Annotated in this window: 18 protein-coding genes; 5 read left to right on the top strand and 13 right to left on the bottom strand. The window is 40.0% G+C overall.

Annotated elements, in window-relative coordinates; all coding sequences use genetic code 11:
• Positions 1 to 7: 7 nt before the first annotated feature.
• Entirely contained in the window at positions 8 to 1,012 is a 1,005-nt protein-coding gene (locus tag J2S05_RS08145) for an MsnO8 family LLM class oxidoreductase (RefSeq protein ID WP_306981684.1), read from the bottom strand.
• A gap of 281 nt (positions 1,013 to 1,293) precedes the next feature.
• Positions 1,294 to 2,313, bottom strand: a complete 1,020-nt coding sequence (locus J2S05_RS08150; protein ID WP_306981687.1) for a homoserine dehydrogenase — start codon at positions 2,311 to 2,313, stop codon at positions 1,294 to 1,296.
• A 186-nt stretch (positions 2,314 to 2,499) separates the two neighbouring features.
• On the opposite strand from J2S05_RS08150, the gene J2S05_RS08155 reads away from it, so the two are divergent.
• The gene (locus tag J2S05_RS08155; RefSeq protein WP_306981688.1) at positions 2,500 to 3,561 is read left to right on the top strand and encodes a tetraprenyl-beta-curcumene synthase family protein; all 1,062 of its coding nucleotides are present in this window, start codon (positions 2,500 to 2,502) and stop codon (positions 3,559 to 3,561) included.
• 501 nt (positions 3,562 to 4,062) lie between these two features.
• Here the strand turns inward: J2S05_RS08155 and J2S05_RS08160 are convergent.
• The 4 genes from J2S05_RS08160 to J2S05_RS08175 form a co-directional block, all read right to left on the bottom strand.
• Entirely contained in the window at positions 4,063 to 4,479 is a 417-nt protein-coding gene (locus tag J2S05_RS08160; RefSeq protein WP_306981690.1) for a Rok-like winged helix domain-containing protein, read from the bottom strand.
• Between the two features lie 139 nt (positions 4,480 to 4,618).
• Complete coding sequence (locus J2S05_RS08165; protein WP_306981692.1) at positions 4,619 to 4,807, bottom strand: YjfB family protein; 189 nt, start codon at positions 4,805 to 4,807, stop codon at positions 4,619 to 4,621.
• Between the two features lie 29 nt (positions 4,808 to 4,836).
• Positions 4,837 to 5,322, bottom strand: a complete 486-nt coding sequence (locus J2S05_RS08170; protein WP_306981694.1) for a hypothetical protein — start codon at positions 5,320 to 5,322, stop codon at positions 4,837 to 4,839.
• Between the two features lie 189 nt (positions 5,323 to 5,511).
• Positions 5,512 to 5,985, bottom strand: coding sequence for an NUDIX domain-containing protein (locus tag J2S05_RS08175; protein ID WP_306981695.1), 474 nt, complete (start codon positions 5,983 to 5,985; stop codon positions 5,512 to 5,514).
• 64 nt (positions 5,986 to 6,049) lie between these two features.
• Here J2S05_RS08175 and J2S05_RS08180 point away from each other — a divergent pair, with 64 nt between their 5' ends.
• Together J2S05_RS08180 and J2S05_RS08185 are read left to right on the top strand one after the other, a co-directional pair.
• Positions 6,050 to 6,823 (top strand): SDR family oxidoreductase, encoded by a 774-nt coding sequence (locus J2S05_RS08180; RefSeq protein WP_306981698.1) that lies wholly within the window; start codon positions 6,050 to 6,052, stop codon positions 6,821 to 6,823.
• Between the two features lie 15 nt (positions 6,824 to 6,838).
• Complete coding sequence (locus tag J2S05_RS08185; RefSeq protein ID WP_306981699.1) at positions 6,839 to 7,114, top strand: hypothetical protein; 276 nt, start codon at positions 6,839 to 6,841, stop codon at positions 7,112 to 7,114.
• Positions 7,115 to 7,249: 135 nt separating this feature from the next.
• On the opposite strand, the gene J2S05_RS08190 is transcribed toward J2S05_RS08185, so the two are convergent.
• The 3 genes from J2S05_RS08190 to J2S05_RS08200 form a co-directional block, all read right to left on the bottom strand.
• Positions 7,250 to 8,344 (bottom strand): response regulator aspartate phosphatase, encoded by a 1,095-nt coding sequence (locus tag J2S05_RS08190; RefSeq protein ID WP_306981701.1) that lies wholly within the window; start codon positions 8,342 to 8,344, stop codon positions 7,250 to 7,252.
• A 158-nt stretch (positions 8,345 to 8,502) separates the two neighbouring features.
• Positions 8,503 to 9,162 carry an HAD family hydrolase gene (locus tag J2S05_RS08195; protein WP_306981703.1) on the bottom strand — a complete coding sequence of 220 codons (660 nt, stop codon included), beginning with the start codon at positions 9,160 to 9,162 and terminating at the stop codon, positions 8,503 to 8,505.
• A gap of 228 nt (positions 9,163 to 9,390) precedes the next feature.
• Positions 9,391 to 10,266 carry a ComEC/Rec2 family competence protein gene (locus tag J2S05_RS08200; protein WP_306981704.1) on the bottom strand — a complete coding sequence of 292 codons (876 nt, stop codon included), beginning with the start codon at positions 10,264 to 10,266 and terminating at the stop codon, positions 9,391 to 9,393.
• A gap of 212 nt (positions 10,267 to 10,478) precedes the next feature.
• On the opposite strand from J2S05_RS08200, the gene J2S05_RS08205 reads away from it, so the two are divergent.
• Both J2S05_RS08205 and J2S05_RS08210 read left to right on the top strand, forming a co-directional pair.
• Positions 10,479 to 10,955, top strand: a complete 477-nt coding sequence (locus J2S05_RS08205; protein WP_306981706.1) for a MarR family winged helix-turn-helix transcriptional regulator — start codon at positions 10,479 to 10,481, stop codon at positions 10,953 to 10,955.
• Complete coding sequence (locus J2S05_RS08210) at positions 10,952 to 13,582, top strand: MMPL family transporter (RefSeq protein ID WP_306981708.1); 2,631 nt, start codon at positions 10,952 to 10,954, stop codon at positions 13,580 to 13,582. Before J2S05_RS08205 ends, J2S05_RS08210 begins: the two co-directional genes overlap by 4 nt.
• Before the next feature lie 205 nt (positions 13,583 to 13,787).
• Here J2S05_RS08210 and J2S05_RS08215 read toward each other — a convergent pair whose 3' ends face one another.
• The 4 genes from J2S05_RS08215 to J2S05_RS08230 all read right to left on the bottom strand — a co-directional run bounded on the left by J2S05_RS08215 (position 13,788) and on the right by J2S05_RS08230 (position 18,618).
• On the bottom strand, positions 13,788 to 14,117 hold the full coding sequence (locus tag J2S05_RS08215) for a hypothetical protein (protein WP_306981710.1): 330 nt from the start codon (positions 14,115 to 14,117) through the stop codon (positions 13,788 to 13,790).
• Between the two features lie 156 nt (positions 14,118 to 14,273).
• On the bottom strand, positions 14,274 to 15,368 hold the full coding sequence (locus J2S05_RS08220) for a GntR family transcriptional regulator (protein WP_306981711.1): 1,095 nt from the start codon (positions 15,366 to 15,368) through the stop codon (positions 14,274 to 14,276).
• A 71-nt stretch (positions 15,369 to 15,439) separates the two neighbouring features.
• The gene (araA, locus tag J2S05_RS08225; RefSeq protein ID WP_306981713.1) at positions 15,440 to 16,918 is read right to left on the bottom strand and encodes an L-arabinose isomerase; all 1,479 of its coding nucleotides are present in this window, start codon (positions 16,916 to 16,918) and stop codon (positions 15,440 to 15,442) included.
• A 17-nt stretch (positions 16,919 to 16,935) separates the two neighbouring features.
• A complete protein-coding gene (locus J2S05_RS08230) occupies positions 16,936 to 18,618 on the bottom strand; it encodes a ribulokinase (protein ID WP_306981715.1) in 1,683 nt (560 codons plus the stop codon).
• Positions 18,619 to 18,627 lie beyond the last annotated feature (9 nt).

Here is an 18,627-nt window from a genome sequence, read left to right on the forward strand (position 1 = left end):
CCCTCAATTACACATTACTTACTTGCTGAAACAACGATAACTGCTTCAACTGATAGAGCGTCTGACGTTTCTCTTCAAATTGTGGTATAGGTACATGAACAATCAATTCATCAATATCTAAGCCATTTGTTAATTCCTCAAGTCTTGCTTCTACTGTTTGAATGGAGCCTGTTATCACACCAGATTCCTTTTTTTCTACCCAGTAGCTTTTCCCTGTAGACTCCCCGAAAGCAGCTGCGCGCTCATACGTTGTCACATTTAGAGTACGCCCATCATCCACATGTACTTTAAAGCTGTAGGGATATTTATTCAGAGCCCGAGCCTCTTCATCGGTATCAGCTACAATGATGCCAACAGCGACTATAAACTGTGGCTTTTGATTTTGACTACCTTGAAATGATTGGTTATACACTTCAAAAGCTGTACGAAGATCATTAAGATTTGAGTTGATAAAGCTTGCAAACACATACGTAATCCCGTGTATTGCCGCTAGTTCTGCACTCTTACTACTGCCTCCTAATAGAAACACGTCTGCGGGTTGCTCCGTAAAGGGTCTAGCTACTAGCTCAGCTTCTTCTTCTGTATGTCTTAGAAAATGAAGGAGGTCTGCTAACTTACTCTCAAACGCCTCCCCATCAGATCCCGTTCCTTGTAAGGCTTCTGTCGATTTATTTGTTCCACCTGGAGCTTTCCCAATTCCTAAATCAACTCGATTTGGTTCAAGTGACGCAAGGACATTAAATACCTCTGCCACTTTAAATGCTGGATAGTGTTGCAGCATAACACCACCCGAACCAATACGAATGCGATTTGTTTTAGCAAGTAAATATGGAATGATTGCTTCTGGGGCAGAGCCTGCAAGCTCTTTAAAATTATGGTGCTCAGATACCCAAAAGCGATGGAAATTTTCTTCATCTGCAAATTGAGCAAGTTGAACCGTTTTTTGAAACGCATGTATCGCAGTTTCCTGTTCAGCAATCGGACTTTGATCGAGTATACTTATTCGCATCATGTTCTCCCTCTCCTCAAAACATTAAATACTTATAAACTTAATCGGAATTAATAGTTTACTAAATATAGCATTGAGTTAGACTTTAATCAATCGTCTTACTGATAGGATTTTTTTATCGGTTTAAAACAATTCAAATAAAAGTTCGGACAGAATTCTTTTTAGCATTAAAAGGGCCGAACAATGACATCATTGTTCGGTCCTTTTACTTAGTTAATATTCCTGAAACATAATTCAGAACAAGGAGGGTTCAGAGGTTATCCCAGTCTTCAATGTTCGTATAATCAATCTTTCAATTTTGTGAGGTTAATTATGTCTTTAATTGCGGCACTGGCAGCTCCTACTGGACTAGAGGCACCGCCAGATACGAATAATTCACCTATCTCCTCTGTTGAAAAAAGAATTCCCTTGTTGGTTCCATGTACAGTTGATAAAGGGTGTGTGGTCGATAAATACTCTGGTTTAACTGATAGAGTCACTTGATCGTTTTCGACTTTTGCTCTAGCCACCAGCCTGACCTTTTGCCCTTTTCTCAAAGCCTCTGTTAAGTCGACACTTGTAAGATCTTCTATTCCTTTTAATGAAACATCTTGAAAAGAACTCGAAGTTTCAAGCAAACTATTCGCCAGAAGGGCCAACTTGTTAGCACTATCTATCCCTTCCACATCCAAAGAAGGATTCGTCTCTGCAATCCCTTTTTCTTGCGCTTGAAGAAGTATATCTGCAAAGCTTTTTCCCGTATCCATCATTTCAGAGAGAATATAATTACTTGTCCCATTCAGGATAGCTTCAAAACCGGATATCGTTGTGCCTGCCAAACAATACCTACCAACATCTAATGTTGGCAAGGCGGCTGCGACCGCACCACTATATTGAATGATTTGCCCATACTCATTAGCCATAGACATGAGTTCATTATAATGATGAACAAGAGCTCCTTTAGAGAGGGCCACGACATCTAATCCTTGTGTCAGAGCCTGTTTCATATAGCCATAACCTGGCTCCCCGTGCTCTTGATGTGTCGGTGCGGCTTCCACGAGAACATCCCCATGAAAGATATAATCCGTCTGAATCGATAAGCCTTCATTCATGGCATAAGCATGAATTCCTGCCGAGCCAGAATCATAGCGTAATAACGTTTCCAGATTTAAGCCGTTCTGATCTTCTAATAAACCGTGTCGACCAATCAGCCCAACAACCTTTAATTCCAATTGATACCTTCGTATGTAGTCTGTCTGTTTCTTGATGATTAACTCAATCATGGCACGACTGACCGAACCAAAACCACTAATATATATCTTCATAAACCCCTCCACGTATCGCTTTTTATCACTTTACCATACATGAAATTAATTTTTCTCTCCACACAAGTGTTCATTCCGATTAAACTAGATAGATAAAGGAAAAAGTAGTCGTATACATATTACTTGTGATTTGTTGACTCATCATAGATGATAGAAACGAGACCTATATAAAAGGAGTACTACACTATGAATACAACCGTGCCCTCTAATTCATTACAAATCCTTCTACGAGCATCAAAGGAAACCATCCCTAAAGCGAGGCAACACTTAAAAGACTGGAAACAAATTGGAGAACAAATTCCGGATGAAGAAATCCGTCAGCAAGCAACTTGGACAATCAGTGACAAAACGTTTCACTGCGAGGGCGGCAGTATACTCGGTCTATTGGCTGGAGATAATCAAGATGCGTATATTAAATTTATGGTGGCGTACCAAAGTATTTGTGATTACTTAGACACACTCTGCGATAAAAATGATGCGCACAACCAAGATGACTTCAGATCCATTCACCATGCTTTGCTGGACAGCTTAACCCCAGGTGAACCGTTTTATGACTATTATGAGCACCGCAAACCATTTGATGATGGCGGCTACCTCCAAAACTTAGTTACGACATGTAGACAAACCATCGAAACCTTCCCAGGATTTGCAAACATGCAAGAAGACATGAAGGAAGTTGCCCAATTCTACATTGATTTCCAAGTGTATAAACACGTTGAAAAAAGCCTAAGAGAACCCTTATTAATGCATTACTATGAAACCAACAAACACCTTGCACCAAGCATGCGTTGGTATGAATTTGCTTGCGGAACCGCATCAACACTCGGTCTCTATTGCCTTGCCGCCTATGCAGCAAAAAGCATCCGCACCAAAGAAGAATCAAAACAAATCAAAGAAGCCTACTTCCCTTGGTTACAAGGACTGCACATCATGCTCGATTACTTTATCGACCAAGAAGAAGACAGAGCCGAAGACGAAATGAACTTTACAAGCTATTACGAAAACAGAGAAGACCTCATCCAACGAGTGAACATTCTCGACAAAGAGGCCACAACAAAACTTAAAAAACTACCAGATGCATCCTTCCACCTCTTAATCAAACGTGGACTCTATGCCATCTATCTCGCAGACTCCAAAGTCAAAGCACACCCACAAATGCAAAAAGACGCCAAAGCACTTCTAAAACTCGGCGGAATGCCAGCCAAATTCTTTTACTATAACCGCTGGATGTTTAAACGTAAGACCTGATACACAGACGAGCAGCCCGATGAGGGTTGCTTTTTTTTGTGGGAGGGGAACGCTCAAAAGAGGTGTATGTGCTCAAATTAGGTGGAGTGTTGCGCGGAAATCTTGGGAATGCGCGGGTTTGATGCTGGTGTGCGCGGAAATTTTGTCTTTTTGCTCATAAAATTTGAAAATGCTCAAAAATGAGGCTTTCATGCTCAAAAAGGTGGAAAGTTGCGCGGAAATCCCAGGAATGCGCGGGTTTGATGCTATTGTGCTCGGAAATTTCATCTTCTTGCTCAAAAATTTATAAAATGCTCAAAAATGAGGCCTTCATGCTCAAAAAGGTGGAGTGTTGCGCGGAAATCCCCGGAATGCGCAATTATGATGCTGTTGTGCGCGGTTTTTTTATCTCTTGCTCAAAAATCTATAAAACGCTCAAAAAAGAAGCCTTCGTGCTCAAAAAGATCGAGCGCCCGCACAGAAATCAAAAAACCCGCCTAATTAGGCAGGGTTTACATACATTTATTCGTTTTCTTCTTGTTCTTCATACGCATAGCGCCCGCGATACGGCTTCGTAATATATTCGTTTTCTTCGACGATTTTATTTAACATGACATACAATGAGCTTTCATTATAGACAATGTTATTTCGCTCAAGCTCAGCACCAATTTCTTTTGCATTTAAAGAAAGGTCAGAGTTCTTTAACGTTTTTACAATAAATGGTTCAATGATATCTCGCTTAGCGCGGACGGGTCTTTGTTGTTCTTTAGCTTGGAAGTCCTGTTTCAATTCAGAATAGGAAGAGGACTCTGAGGTCCCATCACGTACATCTAATTCTCTTAAGCGAGAATAGATCACGTTAAATTCCTCAGCGCTTGCTTTTCGTTCTTCAAAGATTTGGTCCATACGTTGTTTGAGTGCGTCTCGTTCTGTATACAAAATTAGTTGGTCTCCTTTCTCAATACAACTATATTTATTTTACATAAGAAGCATAGCTTTCGTAAATATAAAAAAGTAGAATTAAAATAGAAATTTCATCCAATAAAAAGAAAAACAGAAGCATATGCCTCTGTTTCGTTTAATACTTTACATCCATTGTCTGGCCCGCATGTGGATGCTTTGCCAACGGTTGTGCTGAATCCATTAGCTTTAAGATGTCTTCACCTTGCTGCTCTGACGTTTCTTTTGCTTGTTTCATGACTGAAAGTGAAACCTGTTGCCCTACATTTGCTTGACTCATAGCCATTGAGAGAAGTGCGATATTCATACTACGTCCTCCTTTTATCAACTAGTCGTTTAGCTTGGCTCTTTCAACTCATCTTGTTTTAAATGATGAACATCAAGAGTTTTCCCTTTTTTTGAAACAGCCCACTCTACTGGTAATCCTGGTATAAAGGACTCCGTATACTGCTTCACGATCTGTACTTGTTCATTTTGAGAGAGATTTTCTGATTGCTCCACAACCTGTAAAATTTTTCGCAAAGCGACAAGGATAACATTTGCGTCAACTAGCAAAAGAACTTTATCTTCATCCATTAGCAGACTTTCTCTAATGTTAGAACGATATTGCTCGATACTTACACAAACATTTGAAAGATACTCTCGATACTCGCTAACTACGGATTGAATAAAAACAACGGGACTGTCAAATGCACGATCTGCTCTATAATAACGCCTCATCAAACTAGCAATCGTTTTGAGAAAATGAGTATGTCCTTTAGCCTCAGCTAGTGACTTTGTAATAGAGGAAGCAAAAGATAAAGCTTCTTCTTTCGTAATCATGATGAAAACCCCTTCTTGGTTATCTAACGTACACAAAAAGACCCCGATAGATTTCGTGGTCTCTATACAAGAACCTACATTGGCTCGAGAATGAAAAGATCAATCTCTTAAAGTGAGTAATCACTGTCTTTTATATCGTCCAAGAACCATTATCTATGAAGGGTATTCCCAATCTTTCTGATCACTTAACTAACTATATTGATCTAAATCTTGTTCTTTGATAAGAGGAATAGATGAACCACTTTTTGCATATTCCAATAGTTCCTTACTCAGATTCGGGTAAAATGTAACCCGATGCAATTGGTTTAAAGGGATCCATGAAACGCCTGACTGGTGTGGATCTGGCTCCATTGGCTGTTTTGGTGTTTGATTTTCAGCTAATCTACAATCAAACATCAATTGTAAGGATGCTACAACTCCATACCGATTATTGTTAAACTGAGGTAGATACTCATATACAAAAGCCAATTCACCAACACGTATATCCACACAAGCTTCTTCTCTCAATTCTCGCTTTACCGCTTGCTCCGCCGCTTCCCCCGGCTCAATTCCACCACCTGGTAAATTGTAATGCATACCATGTTGGTCACTATATTTAATTAATAATATACGTTCTCGTTCTATAATAATGGCTCCTGCTCGAACACGAATAACTTCGTTCATTTATATCACCTTTATCATTCAATTTATTTATTTTAAAATAGGTAGAAAGAAACGAGGGATTCCTATGGAGAAACCATTAGCGATTGTGACAGGTGTAAGTAGATCTCAAGGAATTGGTGCCGCTATTTGTCGTGAGCTAGCTGCTAGTGGAGTGGACGTACTTTTTACGTACTGGTCTCCATATGAACAGCTATCAGGTTTGGCTGAGGTAGAGGATTCAACCCTCCCGCTCAAACAGGAGCTCCAAAATCAGGGTATACTTTGTGAGAGAATAGAATTAGATCTATCTGTGCCATCCTCCAGTCATAGGCTGTTTGATTTAGCTAGTAAACGGTTTAACCGACATGCCAATGTGCTTGTGAATAATGCGGCAGTATCTATGAACGACAACATCCAATCCATTACAGCGGAGCGGCTTGATTTACATTACAAGATAAATATTCGAGCCACAACACTGTTGACTGCTGAATTCGTTAAACGCTTCACAGGAGTGAATGGACGAATTATCAATATCACAACCGGTTGGTCTCGTGGGCAAATGCCCGAGGAACTCTCATATGTACTAACCAAATCATCAATAGACACGTTAACGTACACCCTTGCATCTTCACTAGCAAAAAAACAAATTACGATTAATTCAGTAAATCCTGGTCCCACCGATTCTGGCTGGATGAATCAACAAGTAAAAGACACGTTATTACCTCGTTTTCCAGCTGGACGAATTGGCCAACCACGGGATGCTGCTAAACTTATCACATTCCTTGCAAGCCCAGATGCAGAATGGATAACAGGACAAATTATTCATTCAGAAGGTGGATTTCTTAATGCAGATGAATAGAAAGGACATCATAATATGAACAAAATCATCGGTACGAGCAGCACAGGTAAAAAAGCAGAGCTTATTCAAGAAGAAAGTAGAGACGATCTTCTTTTACTGAACGGTGCCCTATTCTGGCCCCAGAACTTCACTTGGGAAAAGGTTAACACACAGATGGTAGACGACATGGACCTAGAGTGCGCACAAGATAAAGATAAAAAAGACGCAGAAGAATTAATTCTGCGCAAAGTTTGGCGACTAGAGGATGGTTCACTTTTATTTGCTGAGGTGGCGGATCGTGGTGGGTATTAAATAAATTAACCGTTCCCTTTTAACCTACAATTACACCTTTATCGCTTTGGTGGAAATTTTCTGTATTATCGATTTGTCCAGCAATCGAAAAACTAGCTAGGCCAATAAAAAGGATAAACATCAATGTAGTTTTTTTCATAATAAATCCTCCAATAATTTTAGGTTATTAGGTGCTTGACGAGCTAATCTCAAATATTTTAAAGCTTCTTCAAATTGATTATTATCCTCTAAAAAATCTGCTACTTCTTCAGACATCTCAGAAAATTCGAAATATAATTCATTCTGTTTCAAAATTTCTAACCCATCATCAATCATATCCTGATTATAGCTTTCATATAAACCTCTTGTAATCACTGATTTAGCAATTTGTTCAATTAAATCATATTCCAATGACTTTTCTTCGGCTTCATCGAGTGTCTTTTTTGCTTCTTTATTTTCTCCTAATCTGTATAAGGTATTAGCTAGATTATATTTATTTTGTATTTCAGTTAATGTGTTTTTTGATGCGTCTATATCTAAACTACGGATTAAGAATTTTTTTGCATCTAAGAACTTCTTTTGTCTAATTCTGTTTAATGCGAGTCCTCTATATATGATACTTTGAGATAAGGGATAAGCCTCTGAAATTCCTAGAATCTCCTCATATATTAATTCTGCTTTATCATAATGGTTTAATTCAGTAGCGATATAAGCTTGGATAAGCTTACAGTTCATAGCTCTCTCTTCGTGTTTATCACTTAGATTCAAAATCTCTAAAGATTTTTTTGTATATTTAATAGCACTTGTATAGTCATCTAACCTATAATAACAAAAGCCTAATCTTTGATAGAATTCTCCTCTTTCATATATATCATTAACATTATCAAGGTATTTTTGAGCAATTTGAAACGTTCTAATGGCTGATTTGAATCTATGCTTATACATTTCGTACTGAGCAGTCATAAAATAGTATAAGTATTTTAGTCGATTATCTGAAGCATCTGCTTTTATCTTCATTTTCTCTAGCTCTTCAGGCGTTATTTCCATCTTAAGTTCCAAAAGCATAAATTGATGTCTAAGCTGAACTAATTTATAGTGAGTGTCGACTTTATCATGCTTTCTCATGTTTGAAATGAGTTCTTCTACAGTTTTTTTTGATTCCTCAGCTTGATCTACATCCCTCGCAACAATACAACTGTACCATTCAACTAACTTTGCTCCAACTATCTCAGGAGGATTTAACGTTTGCATATAGTCACCTTCCTTCCATCTTCTCCGACATTATAGCGAGTTAAGGTTGACAATAATATACTTTGCAGACGTTTCCCAATCTATGAGAAGGAAAAATTTATCATTTTCATGTGAATAGGATTCACTAATGAAATGACTCTGTTTTTCGTAATTATTGTCTATTTACTGATCCTTTCAATGGCTAATGGGACTTCTGATAAATGTAAGCAATTCGTATCAATATCAGGGTGTACTTGAGGTGGACCCATAAATATCGTCCGCATCCCTATGCTTTTGGCAGGTACGATATCCTTAGTTAGACTGTCTCCGACAAAAATTGACTGTTTCGGTGTGGCATGTAATTTTCCCAACCCGTATTTAAATATAGAAAGATCCGGCTTTTTCTTACCGAAACCTCCTGATGTCACGATATTATCCAGGTAAGGGAGAATTCCTAATTCTTTTATTTTCTCTCGTTGGAAGAAGTCTCGTCCATTTGTAATCAATCCAATTTTATAGTTTTGACTTTTTATGATTTTGAGCATTTCATGTAGGTGAGGAAATCCAACACTCGCAGCGGGAAAGTGTGCATCTAAGTCTTGGAGCATTTCATTTTGCAAGGAAGCGTTGATTGAAAACCTAATAGTTAGTTCTCTGTACACATCATTTTTTGGCATGACAATGTGATGTAGCCTAACAAATTCATTAATAAATCTTTTTCTGTCTGAAATAAACTCATCTAATGCAAATGTTTTGTACTGTTGATTAGCAAAGTTGATTAGGGACTGATGTTTGTCCAACAGTGTTTGGTCGAGGTCAAAAAAGATGGTATCTCGCATGTTCACGCCTCCCTACTTTTAATTAAGAAAACGGAATAGACAACCGTACACGTCTATTCCGTTTTTTGTATGATCGTATGTAGTTGGTTATGCTTGGTCTTGCTAAAACTTGCTCTTGCTCCATCTCTATCCTTCTTGTTCCAGTAATCATTCTTCTTATTAATTCTAACAAAATCTAATAATACTATTTTATCCTTCCAGCTCTTTCCATAGCTCTCACATCAATCATTAACGTTCTGTTTCTACTTCAAAACTTGTTCCATCGGTACGGATGGTGACTGTGCCGTCTTCTATCGTTCCAAATACTTCTGCTCCTACAGCTTCTACTCGGGAGAGTGCGTCAGCTCCAGGATGTCCGTAACTATTATTCTCACTTGCTGAATAGATGGCGACCTTTGGTTGAACAGCTTCCATAAAAAAGTCGTGGCTTGAGGTATTAGATCCGTGATGACCCATTTGATAGATATCTGCTGATAATGGCAGTCCTGTGTTTACCATGGCTTGTTCTGATGGTCTTTCTGCGTCTCCTGTAAATAAGAAGCTTGTGTCTCCGTAGTGCATTATGAAGCTAATTGAATCATTATTTAAATCACCTGTCAGTTCCTCGTTTGGGTTAAGAATATCAAATTGAAGCGTGCCTACTTGATAGCTTTCTCCGGCAATAGGTTCGGTTACGTCTGCATCAGACGCGAGCAAGGCATCTAGTAGACGTTCAAATACTTGGGAAGTCGTTTCGTTACCATCTATCCACACTTCATCTGGTTGGTACTGCTCTATGATTTCATCTCCATTACCAATATGATCTGCATGAGGATGAGTGAAGATTAACAAATCTAGTGAATCAACCTCAAGCTCTTCTAAATGATCAAATATAACTTGTTGGTCATGTCGTCCTGTATCAATGAGTACGGTCGCCTCTTCTGTTTGGACCAGTGTACTATCGCCTTGCCCAACGTCTAGATAGGAGACAACGGCTTCTCCCTCGACTTGTTTTTGTGCACCGTTAGCTGCTTCTACGTGTAACATTTCCTCTAATTCACTGCAGCCGCTCATGATGATGAGAATACTCGTCATGAACAGCAAACGTCCTACAATCTGTTTCATTATGTACCCTCCAGTTGATCTATGTTGTATAGAATTAAGCATACCAGAGCACAGCTCTGAAAGAAGAAGAAATCTTAAATTAAGGTCTTTTCCCAATGGTTGATCCTTACATACGTAATTTCATAATAAGAAATTTTAGTTTGTCCTTGCTTTTTATTTAGTATAGGGGGTAAACTACTTGCATAGATATTAGTTTAGGGGGTGAACTAGTTTTGAAAAAACACTTTTTAGATGCTATTTCTTTGTTCTGTGACGTTATGTTTTACGGTCAGCAGACTTTCTTTAAAGAGATGACATCTGAGAAATTGAAGGTTCTTTCATTTGAACAAATTGATTTACTTAATCTTTTATCTTCTCAGGGTCCACTTAGTTCAACTCAGATTGCCTCTTTTCAGGGGCTCCATAAGAGTGCTATCTCATCTCGGTTAAAGAAGTTGGAGCAGATTGGTTTAATTATCTTTCGTAAATCACCGGATGATTCCCGTGTAAAATATGCTGAATTAACGGAAGAAGGTATGGAAGAAATCAACAAGTGTCAAGAAATGATGCTTGAGTACTTCGGTAAGTTGTTCGGTGATTTTAAGGAAGAGGATTTAACTTACTTTATAACTATGCTAGGCAAGGTTCGAGAACGATTACTGACACAAACCCCATTACAAAATGACGATCGAAGCGAGGAAAACAAATGAAGACCATTCTACGGTTTAAATGGGGCGTTGCCTCTGCATTAATCTTATTAGCTGTATTGTTATTTGTTACAGCACCACCTTTAGCTGATTTAGTTGAAGAGAAAGGCTCTGTCCAACTTGCGGATACCTTTAGTTCAAGTAAGGCTGCATCGATTCTAGAGGATGCTGGTGAGAACGAACAAACCATTAGTGTTGTTGTAGAATTTGCTGACACATTAAGTGAAAATGAAGCTGCTGTTCAGTCTTTAATTGAAGAAATTGAGGCTGGCACATATCAGGCAGATATTGAAGTACTTTCTTTATTTGAATCAGATGAAATTCGCGAACAGGTTGTCTCTGACGATGAAAGTGTTGCATTAATCCCTATCACAGTGGACGGAACAGATGAGGATGCTGTGGCGATTGGTGAAGAATTGAAAGATCTCTCCATCGAAAATGCAGATGTCTATATTACAGGTGAAGCATTGCTTAACCATGATGTAGATGTCACTTCACAAGAGGGCCTAGCAAAAACAGAAATTATTACTGTGATCTTAATTTTTGTCTTACTACTCGTTGTATTTAGAGCCATTGTGACACCACTCGTTCCGCTGCTTTCAGTTGGACTGACGTATCTCATCAGCCAATCGATTGTTTCCTTTTTAGCTGATTGGTTTGATTTTCCTATTTCAAATTATACGCAAATCTTTTTAGTAGCTGTATTATTTGGGATTGGAACGGATTATTGTATTCTTCTACTTAGTCGTTATAAAGAAGAATTAGCCGCTGGCCATGATACACAGACAGCGATTTTAAACACCTACCGCACTGCAGGAAAAACACTTTTTTATAGTGGTTTAGCTGTATTTATTGGATTCGCCGCGATTGGGTTTGCAGATTTTAAAATCTATCAATCTGCAGTAGGTGTAGCCGTCGGTATTGCTGTTTTGCTACTTGTTTTATATACGTTCGTCCCATTTTTAATGGCGGTCTTGAAGCAAAAGCTTTTCTGGCCATCTAAAAAGGTCGGATCCCATGCTGACAACAAGCTTTGGGGCTTTCTCGGAAAAGTATCTATCTTTAGACCTGTTGTCTCTTTAATTATCGTAGCTATCATTACGGTACCGTTTCTATTTATCTATAATAATGATATTTCATTTAATAATGTTGATGAAATTAGTACAGACGCCGACTCAGTAAAAGGGCTACGGGTCATTGAAACAGGATTCGGCATTGGAAACGCACTTCCATTACAAGTTGTCATGGATAGTGATGAGGACGTTGTTACTCCAGAAATCCTTGCACATATCGAAGCATTATCGCGCTACATTGCCGGTATGGATCAAGTCGATAAAGTGATTGGAATTACTCGTCCAGCTGGAGAAGAACTTGACGATCTCTATGTCGATAATCAATTATCACAGCTTGGTGAAGGTTTGGATGAAGCGGTTGATGGAACCATTGAATTAGAAGATGGCCTAACCCAAATCTCTGATCAACTCCGTCAAATTAGTGATCAAGTATCGGGAAGTACATCTGGTGATTCTACAGGTTCTCTTGGAGAAGTAGCCGATGGCATCGATCAAATCAATGAACAATTAGGTGGAGTGTCTCAACAGCTTCAACAGACTCAGGATGTTCAAACAGCCGCTCAGCAGCTAGCCGGCATTCAACAGGGACTTACAGAAATTAGTGCTGGTCTATCAGAAGGCGCCGCTGAACTTGAAGGTGCTGAAGCACAGGTTGGGGAATTATCTGGTGGCCTTGGGCAGTTAGCTGATGGTGTAGATGAAGTCACAGCTGGCATTGGAGAGCTTCGAGATGGCATAACAGATGCGGCTGACTTCGCGAATGAAATAGCTGCTGCTGACTACGTGCGTGGCACAGGAGTCTATATCCCAGATGATCTACTAGATAACGATGACTTTCAAGATGTAATCGATCTGTACACCTTCACGGATCAGACTGGATTATCTCTAGATGTGAACTTAGTGGCTGATCCTTATTCTATAGAAGGCATTGATGCCACACGTGAAATCAAAACAGCTGTCACTCAGTTTGTTCAAGGAACACCTCTGCAAGATATGACGATTGAGTTTGCTGGAGTATCCAGTTTAAACAGTGATTTAGAAGAGATTTCTTCAGCTGATTTCACACGAACCGTCATGATTATATTAGCAGGACTCTTCATTACTTTAATGATTCTACTTCGGTCATGGACTCAACCAATTGTTATTATTGGTGGTCTGCTTCTTTCCTATTACACATCGTTAGGAATTGCTGAATTAGTCTTTGTTCATATCATGGGTTACCCTGGCTTAAGCTGGGCTGTTCCATTCTTTGGATTTGTGATGCTCATTGCACTTGGTGTCGATTATTCCATATTCCTTTTTGACCGATACCAGGAAGAAAAGAAATTGGGCGTACGTGAGGGCTTAATGAAATCCATGGTAAAAATGGGCTCTGTTATTATCACAGCCGCCATTATCCTTTCTGGAACATTTGGAGCCATGATGCCATCCGGTGTCTTATCGCTAATGCAAATTGGTACAGTTGTAGTTAGTGGTCTCATGCTATTTGGCCTTGTTATTCTTCCATTGTTTATCCCTGCTGTAATCAGTTTAGGGGAAGCAAAAGACAAAGATTAAAACTGCTAAGCAGAAAGAGGAGTGACCCGTTGTGGCACTCCTCTTTTTAACATTTAAAATAAGTTGATTCCTACAAACCACATATAAATAACCCCGTAAAGCAGATGTTACCCAAAGGGTTCAACATCTGCTTTACGGGGTTTTGTGTGAATTATTTCTTTCTCTTGAACTATAAAGATTAATAATAGCAAAAGACATTATTGTATTAATTTTGTGATTGAATATAAAAGTAAGCGACAACCACAAGCGCTGCTATAATAGCTAGGACTATGACTGTGCATCCGCAGCCTAGGCCTCCGCCTCGTCGGTTACCTCCGTAGTAAGTATCTCGGTTCCCTCTATAACCGCGGTTCCCACCAAAAAAACCACCGCCCGAACTCTTTTTGCTACCTCCAGAACTAATCCGCTGGCTTGTGCTTGAAGTCGGACGTTTGGAAGAAGGACGTCTACTTGCGCTTGAACTGCTAGATGAACGTCTGCTTGAACTACTACTGGATCCTCTACTTGGTCGATTTCCTGATGATCTTCTAGACATACTTCTCACCTCAACTAATCATATTTTTACATTTTCCTCACTTTTCTCTTATAGACTATTTTTTACTGTTTGAAACCTCTTTATCTACTATTCTGGTTTTTTCTACTTATTTCTACCAAAAAAAAGTCCGCAACTGGAGCCTGCGGACTTTTATACCTAAATTGATTTAGTCGACGTTCGTTCGATTAGTTTTGGCTCATAAATAATCGATTGGAATTCTTCTGGTTGTGGACCTTTTCTATTTTCAATGAGTCCAATAATCATTTCTGCCGCCTGCTCTCCCATCCGTTGTTTAGGATGATCTACTGTTGTCAGCTTCACTTCAGTTACTGTTGCAAGGGAGGAATTATCAAACCCTACAAGAGAGAGGTCTTCAGGCACATTGATCTTATACGTACGCAACACATCCAACAAATTAATAACCAATTGGTCGTTGTACGCTACGATCGCCGTTGGGTTGCGATCTGGATCTTGAAGGATGCTTTCTAGTTCTTGATTAGGCTTATGCTGTTTATCTTCGGAAACATAGTCAATGATGTTTTCCGGTTGAATAGGTAGCTGATAAGCTCGGTGTGCTTTAATGTAGCCTTTTTTTCGTTTGGCACCTTGTCTATCGTCTGTTTTGAAGAAGCCTAAGATGTTTGTGTGCCCTTGTTTAATTAAATGTTCAGTCTGCATGTAGCCGCCTTTTTCATCGTCCATGATTAGACAAAGTGGATCGAGTTCATCATAAAACGCATTAATCATGATATAAGGAATATTAGCGCGCTCCAAGCTAAAGTAGTAATTGATGTTTGGATTGTTGAGTGCACTTTTGGTTGGTTCAATGATAGCCGCATCTACTTCAAGTGACAAAATGCTTTCAAGAACCTTTTTTTCAGTCTCGACATTATTATTTGTACTATACAGACTAACCTGATATCCTTTTTCAGCCAAATACGGCTCGGCTCCACGGATGATTAAGGGAAAGATATAATCTGAAATATACGTTGTAATAATGGCGATGTTTTTGCGACGTTTTGTTTGTCCATTTACGGTTGAACGATCTGCACAATAGGTACCTGATCCTTGGGAACGATATAGCCAGCCGTCCTTGACCAAGTCTCCTATAGCAATGCGAACGGTATGACGGCTGACTCCAAATTCCTTCATAAACATGCTCTCAGAACCTATTTTTTTGTGAGGAATATAGGTTCCATCTAAAATACGTGATTTCACCACTTCAATAATTTTGCTGTATTTTGTCTGCATCTGGATAACCTCAATTCTCTGAACACTTATACGAATAGGCTACCACACTTTCATGAGCGGAACAATTCAGCTTAACGGCTTAGCTTATAGGCTAAGTCATTCCATTTCAGTTCTTTCTCAACATTCGCAATGGTAGTCTCATTATTTATAAGCACGGCTTCTATGCCAACCAGCTTAGCCCAATCTAACATTTGCTCTGGCTTTATCTTGTAAGAGAGAACCGTATGATGTGCGCCTCCAGCATGTATCCATGCTTCTGCAGAGGTCTCAAGAGATGGCTTTGGCTTCCATAAAACCTTTGCAACAGGTAAATGAGGAGTATGATGCTCAGCTTTAACAGCTGTAATCTCATTCATGACAAGGCGGAATCGATCTCCTAAATGAATAATAGAAGCCACTATAGCCTCCCCTTCGATACTATCAAATACCATTCGTGCCGGATCTGACTTGCCACCAATGGATAGTGGGTGCACTTCAATCTTTGGTTTGTCGGCTGAAATAGTTGGACAAACCTCCAGCATATGTGAGCCTAATATTAACTCATTTCCTTTTTCAAAGTGGTACGTATAATCCTCCATAAAGGATGTCTGTTCTCCATTTGCCATCATTTTCATTAGGCGCAACAGAGCAGCGGTTTTCCAGTCACCTTCCCCACCAAATCCGTATCCTTGCTGCATTAAACGCTGTACGGCTAATCCAGGAAGTTGATCTAGCCCATGTAACGTATCAAAGTTCGTTGTGAATGCACCAAACTTACCTTCTTCAAGGAAACGTTTTAGACCCAACTCAATTCGTGTTTGCTCAAGAATGGACTGCTTGTTGGCTTTAGAATCGATAGTATATTGATGCTCGTATTCCTCATATAGCTGTCGAACGTCTTGTTCGGATACGCCTTGAACAACTTCCACCAAGTCACCAATTCCATATCCTTGAGTAGACCAACCAAATTTAATTTGCGCCTCGACCTTATCCCCTTCAGTGACAGCCACTTCATTCATATTGTCACCAAAACGGGCAATACGAATCGATTGACCTTGGATTGTAGCAGCAGTTGTTTCCATCCACGTTCCAATACGCTCTTGAACATGTTCATCAGCCCAATACCCTGCCACTACTTTTCTTGGTATTTTCATTCTTGCACCAATGAAGCCAAACTCTCTGTCACCATGTGCAGATTGATTTAAATTCATAAAGTCCATATCAATTGAATCCCATGGAATCTCTCTATTAAATTGTGTGTGAAGGTGCAAGAGTGGTTTGTTTAAAAGACTTAATCCACCTATCCACATTTTAGCTGGCGAAAAGGTGTGCATCCAAGCGATTAATCCAGCACACTGTTCATCAGCATTTGCATCGGCACAAAGCCTTGTAATTCCATCTGGTGTGGTGGCTACTTCCTTTAACTGAATCGTGTACGAAATCGTTTCACTTTTATTTAAAGCTGCGACAATTTGACGTGAATGATCTTGAACCTGACGAATCGCTTCCTCTCCATATAATGGTTGCCCACCTGTCACAAACCAATATTCCACTGTTTTCTGCTGTTTCATTGTTGACCCCTCCATAATTAAGTTGTTTGTATGCTGGCTTTGCCTGCTTTTAAACGGCGCAGGCGCTTCATCACATCATTTTCACCGCGTCCAAAATAGTCGTGGAGCGTTGAATACTCTTCGTACAATTCTTTGTAGATTGCCACATTTTCCTGGATTGGTTTAAATGTCTCTTCCTGAATACGACTCATTGCTTGGGCTGCATCCGTTATCGAATCATACCCGCCATAACTTGATCCAGCTGCAACAGCTGCGAACATTGCTGCACCTAACGCAGGTGTTTGGGAAGCAGCACTCACCTTGATCTCAATATTGGTTACATCCGCATATATTTGCATAAGTAATCTATTTTTCTGTGGTAGACCGCCACAAGCATAGACTTCATCAATATGGATGCCATGATCGTTAAACGCATCAATGATCTTTTTTGTACCAAAGGCAGTAGCTTCTAGTAGAGCTCGGTATATTTCCTCTGGCTTTGAGTGGAGGGTTAGACCAAGAATGACCCCACTTAACTCAGTATCTACAAGCACTGAACGATTGCCGTTCCACCAATCAAGAGCAAGAAGTCCAGTTTCACCAGGATTATAGACTGCCGCTTTCTCCTCTAGATAGCTGTGGATGTTTAATTGAGCTTTTGCCGCCTCACTCTCCACCTGACTTGAAACGCCATGCTTCACAAACCAAGCAAATATATCTCCTACAGCTGACTGTCCGGCTTCGTACCCAAAGTAACCAGGGATGATGCCATCTTCAACCACACCACACATTCCCTCAACTTCGGTTTCTTTTTCACCAAGAACTACATGACAGATGGACGTGCCCATAGCCATCACTAGCTTGCCAGGTGTGACAACTCCTACTCCAGGTGCGGCTGCATGAGCATCCACGTTGCCTACCGCAACAGCCGTTCCAGGCATAAGTCCCATCTGCTTTGCCATTTCTTCGGTTAACCCACCGGCCTTTGTTCCAAGCGGTACGATGTCACCTCTGAGTTTCGTTGATGTCAGTTTCTCTAACCTTGGATCTAATGCTTTGAAAAATGCCTCACTTGGATAACCATCTTGTTTATGCCAAATGGATTTATATCCTGCTGTACAGCTATTCCGCAGGATTGTTCCAGTCATCTGTGCAATGACCCAGTCTGTTGCTTCCAAAAAAAGATCCGTACGTTCATACATGGCCGGATCTTCATTCAAAATCTGCCAGATCTTTGCAATCATCCACTCAGATGAAATCTTTCCACCATATCGTTTCAAAAATGCTTCGCCACGTTCTTCTGCAATTCGGTTAATTTCATTGGCTTCATCCTGTGCAGCGTGGTGTTTCCAGAGCTTTAACCAGCTATGTGGTTGGTCCTTCAGCTCTTCATTGAAGCAAAGCGGTGTACCTCGTTCATCTACCGGCAACATCGTGCATGCGGTAAAATCAATCGCTACCCCGATAACATCCTCCGCCTTCACACCAGACTGCTTTAACACCGCTGGAACAGATGTTGTTAACACCTCGATGTAATCCTGAGGATGCTGCAGTGCCCATTCCGCCTCAAGCTTTTGACCTGAATGCGGAAGGGTTTGATCTATGACACCATGCCTATAAGGTGTTACATGCTCACTAACCTCTGTACCATCTTTTATGTCAACTAGTACAGCTCGTCCCGACTCTGTTCCATAATCCAATCCAATCGTATACGTACTCATTTAATACCC

The organism is Alkalicoccobacillus murimartini (genome assembly GCF_030813245.1).
GTDB lineage: Bacteria > Bacillota > Bacilli > Bacillales > Bacillaceae_D > Alkalicoccobacillus > Alkalicoccobacillus murimartini.